Genomic DNA, 4,062 nt, shown 5'->3' with positions numbered 1-4,062 from the left:
TGTCTTCGACAGACGAAGTCTGTGGCTTTAATTTTTTTTCATCCACACAAATCAACAGAGAACCGAATAATTATTCAGGAATTTAAAAATACTTTGCAATTTGTATTGTTATTTAAAAAATAATTTATTCTTTTGAACTGATAAACAAAAATAGTCTAATAGATTAGAAGGTAAGAAAGAGAGTAATAGTGAATATAAGAAATAAAAATTATTAAATATGAAAGAAAAATTAAAGAATGTCTTTTTTAAAGTTTGGTACTGGTACATAAGTACAGTTGATAAAAATGCAGAAGTTATTTTTATGAACTATGGTTATTCAAAAAATAATCATAAAATTGACCTTGAAAAAGATGATGAAAAAAACAGATACTCTGCACAACTTTATAATTTAGTTGCTACAGGGATAGATATTAAAGGAAAAAATATTTTAGAAGTTGGCTGCGGACGTGGTGGTGGTTTATCATACATGCATCGTTATTTATTACCAAATTCATCAACAGGAGTTGACTTGGATAAAAGAGCAATTGAATTTTGTAAAAAAAATTATACATATAAAAATATTAATTTTTCACATGCAAATGCACAAAATTTAAACTTTCAAAATAATGCTTTTGATGTAGTAATCAATGTTGAATCTTCGCACCGTTACGATAAAATGAATGAATTTTTAAGTGAAGTATATGCTGTTTTAAAACCGGATGGATTTTTTCTTTTTGCTGATTTCAGACTTGAATCTGAAATTGAAAAATTAAATGAACAGTTTAAAACATCAAAATTAAAAATTTTAAAAAATGAAAAAATTACTGCAAACGTTTTGGAAGCATTAAATTTATCAACAAAGGAAAGAGAAAATTTAATACATAAAATAGCACCAAAACTTTTGCATGGTTTAGGGAAGAAATTTGCTGCAACTCCGGGAACTGCAACTTATATTAAGTTTTTAACAGGAAAGTTTGAATATTTATTTTATATTTTAAAAAAATAAATTGTATCTATGTATCTGATTTTAAAATGAAAATTAGATTACTAAATGAGAAATAATGACATTAACAATTAAAGAAATATCAACAAAAAAAGGGCTTCTGGAATTTATCAAATTCCCTGATAAGTTGTATTCGCAGAGCAAATTTTATATTCCTCCTATACATTCAAAAGAGTTGCAAAATTTTTCATTTAAAAAAAATCCTGCTTTAGAATTTTGCACAGCGAAATATTGGTTGGTATTAAAAGATAAAGAAATTGTAGGAAGGGTTGCCGGAATAATTAATAAGAAATACAATAAAAAACATAATATTAATTATGCAAGATTTGGTTGGTTGGATTTTATAGATGATTATGAGGTATTAAAATTATTATTGCAAACAGTTGAAAAGTGGGCAATAAGTGAAAACATGGAAATAATACATGGACCTGTCGGCTTTACTTCCTTTGATGCATCAGGTGTGCTTATTGAAGGTTTTAATGAAATACCGACATCATTTGCACACTATAATTTTCCCTATTATTCAAAATTAATTGAAAAATCGGGATATGAAAAAGATGTTGATTGGGTTGAATTTTGTGTAAAAATGCCAAAAGAAGTACCTGATAAAATTATAAAAGGTTCAAAAATAGTTCAAAAACGATACAATTTACATCAACTTGAAATAAAAAAATCAAAAGATTATATTGGATATTTAGACGAGTTTTTTAGTATTCTTAACGAATCTTATAAAGATTTATATGCTTTTACAGAATTAACTGAAAAACAAGTAGATAATCTGAAAAAGAAATTTTTCTCTTTAATTAATCCTGATTATATTTCAATTATTCTTGATAATGAAGATAAACTTATTGCTTTTGGTGTAGCAATTCCGTCAATGTCAAAAGCTTTAAAAGAATCAAAAGGTAAATTGTTTCCTTTTGGATATTATAGAATATGGAGGGCTTTACACAAAAATGATATTGCTGATTTATTGCTACTTGCTGTAAAACCCGATTATCAAAATAAAGGAGTGCCTGCAATAATTTTTGAGAAAATAGGACAAACTTTTTTAAATAATAAAATAAAATATTTGGAAACAACTCGTGAGCTTGAAAATAATAATAAAATAAAACAGTTGTGGACAAATTATGAATTCCGACAACACAAAAAGGCAAGATGTTATATTAAAAAATTAAAAAAATGAGTAAATTCAATAAACTTCTTAGTAACACAAATGTAAGTAGAGATATATTGAAAAAATATAACATTTTAATACCGAGAATAAGAAAACGAGAAACCGTAATTCGTTTTAAGAATAAATTTGCTAATGAAGTTGTTATAATTACAGGAGCTTCTTCGGGTATAGGAAAAGCATGTGCTTTTGAATTTGCTAATGAGGGGGCAAAAGTTGTTCTTGCGGCACGAAGAGAAAATGAATTAAAAAAAGTTGAAAATCAGATTAAAAAGCTTGGAGGTGAAGCAATATCAATAAAAACAGATGTTAAAAAGATTGAAGATTGCAAGAATTTAATTGACAAAACTATTGAAAAATACGGGCAAGTAAATGTGCTTATCAATAATGCAGGTATTTCAATGAGAGCTACTTTTGAAGATTTAAAATTGGAAGTAATAAAAGAATTGATGGATACAAATTTCTATGGAGCTGTTTATTGTACCAAGTTTGCCTTACCTTATTTGCTAAAACAAAAAGGAACTGTTATTGGAATTTCTTCAATTTCGGGACTTACTCCTTTGCCCGGTCGTACTGCTTATAGTGCATCAAAACATGCAATGGTTGGTTTTTTAAATACTTTACGTCTTGAAAATAAGAAAAAAGGACTTAACGTTCTGATTGTTCATCCTGGATTTACAACTTCAAATATTAGGAATACTGCACTTAATAAAAACGGAAAACCACAAAAAGAAACACCAAGAAATGAGGATGAAATGATGTCAGCAGAAAGAGTGGCACAAATTATTGCAAAAGCAACTTTAAAACGTGAACGGGATTTAATTTTAACTCCACAAGGAAAACTTGTTGTTTGGTTACATAAAAATTTTCCCGGTATTACAGATAGAATAATTTTGAATGAAATGGTAAAAGAACCGGATTCTCCGTTTTAAAACTTATAAAAAAAGAAAGCAGTTAATTTGATTTAAATGTCAGTATTTGGTAAGCAGTAGTAATTGGCAACAAGAATTTAGTTTTAAAATACAATTAAAAAATTGTTTTGACTTGCTAAGTTCTATGTGCCCTTTGAAAATAAAATTATAAATAAATGAAACAAAAAGTAGCATTAGTATTATCAAGCGGTGGAGCAAGAGGGGTTGCTCATATTGGCGTAATTGAAGAATTATTAAATCAGGGATATGATATTACCTCCATTTCAGGAACATCAATGGGAGCATTAGTTGGTGGAATGTATGCCACAGGAAAGATTGATATTTTTAAAGAATGGATGTGTTCTTTGGATAAAATGGATGTTTTTAATTTGGTTGATTTTACAATTAATACTTCAGGTATAGTAAAAGGTAATAAAGTTATAACAGAAATGAAAAGGATGATACCTGATATTAATATTGAAGATTTAAATATTCCATATTCTGCTGTTGCAACAGATGTTTTATCTGAAAAAGAAATTGTTTTTTCATCAGGTAGTTTGTATGAAGCAATCAGAGCATCAATTTCAATTCCTTCGGTTTTTGTTCCATTCAAATTAAATAATTGGCAACTTATTGATGGCGGAGTGCTTAATCCTATTCCAATTAATAGAGTTGAACGTAAACAAGATGATATATTGGTTGTTGTAGATGTTAATTCCAGAATACCTATTACTGTAAAAAAAGAAACGAAAGAAAAAACCTATTCTAAAAGTCAATCAAAATATATAGACACTATTTACAAAAAAATAAATCACCTTATTCCCAAAAATCATAAAGATAAGGTTGGGTATTTTAATTTACTAAGCAAAACATCAAGCTTAATGTTACACAAAATATCAGATTTGACTTTAGAGCAATATCATCCTGATATTCTAATAAATGTATCGAGAAAATCATTTGGAACATTCGACTTTTATAAATCGAAAGAACTAATT

The 4,062-nt window shown here is 27.5% G+C and carries 4 protein-coding genes; all 4 read left to right on the top strand.

Annotated elements, in window-relative coordinates; translation table 11 throughout:
* Window positions 1-217: 217 nt before the first annotated feature.
* Window positions 218-985: a class I SAM-dependent methyltransferase gene (locus U9R42_04180; GenBank protein ID MEA3495215.1), complete on the top strand. Its 768-nt coding sequence runs from the start codon at window positions 218-220 to the stop codon at window positions 983-985.
* A 55-nt stretch (window positions 986-1,040) separates the two neighbouring features.
* Window positions 1,041-2,168, top strand: coding sequence for a GNAT family N-acetyltransferase (locus U9R42_04175; protein MEA3495214.1), 1,128 nt, complete (start codon window positions 1,041-1,043; stop codon window positions 2,166-2,168).
* Window positions 2,165-3,088 carry an SDR family oxidoreductase gene (locus U9R42_04170; GenBank protein MEA3495213.1) on the top strand — a complete coding sequence of 308 codons (924 nt, stop codon included), beginning with the start codon at window positions 2,165-2,167 and terminating at the stop codon, window positions 3,086-3,088. The genes U9R42_04175 and U9R42_04170 overlap by 4 nt, the downstream gene beginning before the upstream one ends.
* Window positions 3,089-3,243: 155 nt before the next feature.
* Window positions 3,244-4,062: patatin-like phospholipase family protein (locus U9R42_04165; GenBank protein MEA3495212.1), on the top strand; the 819-nt coding region annotated here is incomplete at its 3' end.

This window comes from Bacteroidota bacterium (assembly GCA_034723125.1).
In the GTDB taxonomy this organism is placed as follows: Bacteria; Bacteroidota; Bacteroidia; order CAILMK01; family JAAYUY01; genus JAYEOP01.
The sequence above is the reverse complement of the archived record's forward strand: the minus strand, read 5'-3'. Positions and strand labels throughout refer to the sequence as shown.

Excerpts from the sequence above, each read along its gene's own strand:
- U9R42_04180 (MEA3495215.1), top strand. The coding sequence starts at position 218 with ATGAAAGAAAAATTAAAGAATGTCTTTTTTAAAGTTTGGTACTGGTAC.
- U9R42_04175 (MEA3495214.1), top strand. The coding sequence starts at position 1,041 with ATGACATTAACAATTAAAGAAATATCAACAAAAAAAGGGCTTCTGGAA.
- U9R42_04170 (MEA3495213.1), top strand. The coding sequence starts at position 2,165 with ATGAGTAAATTCAATAAACTTCTTAGTAACACAAATGTAAGTAGAGAT.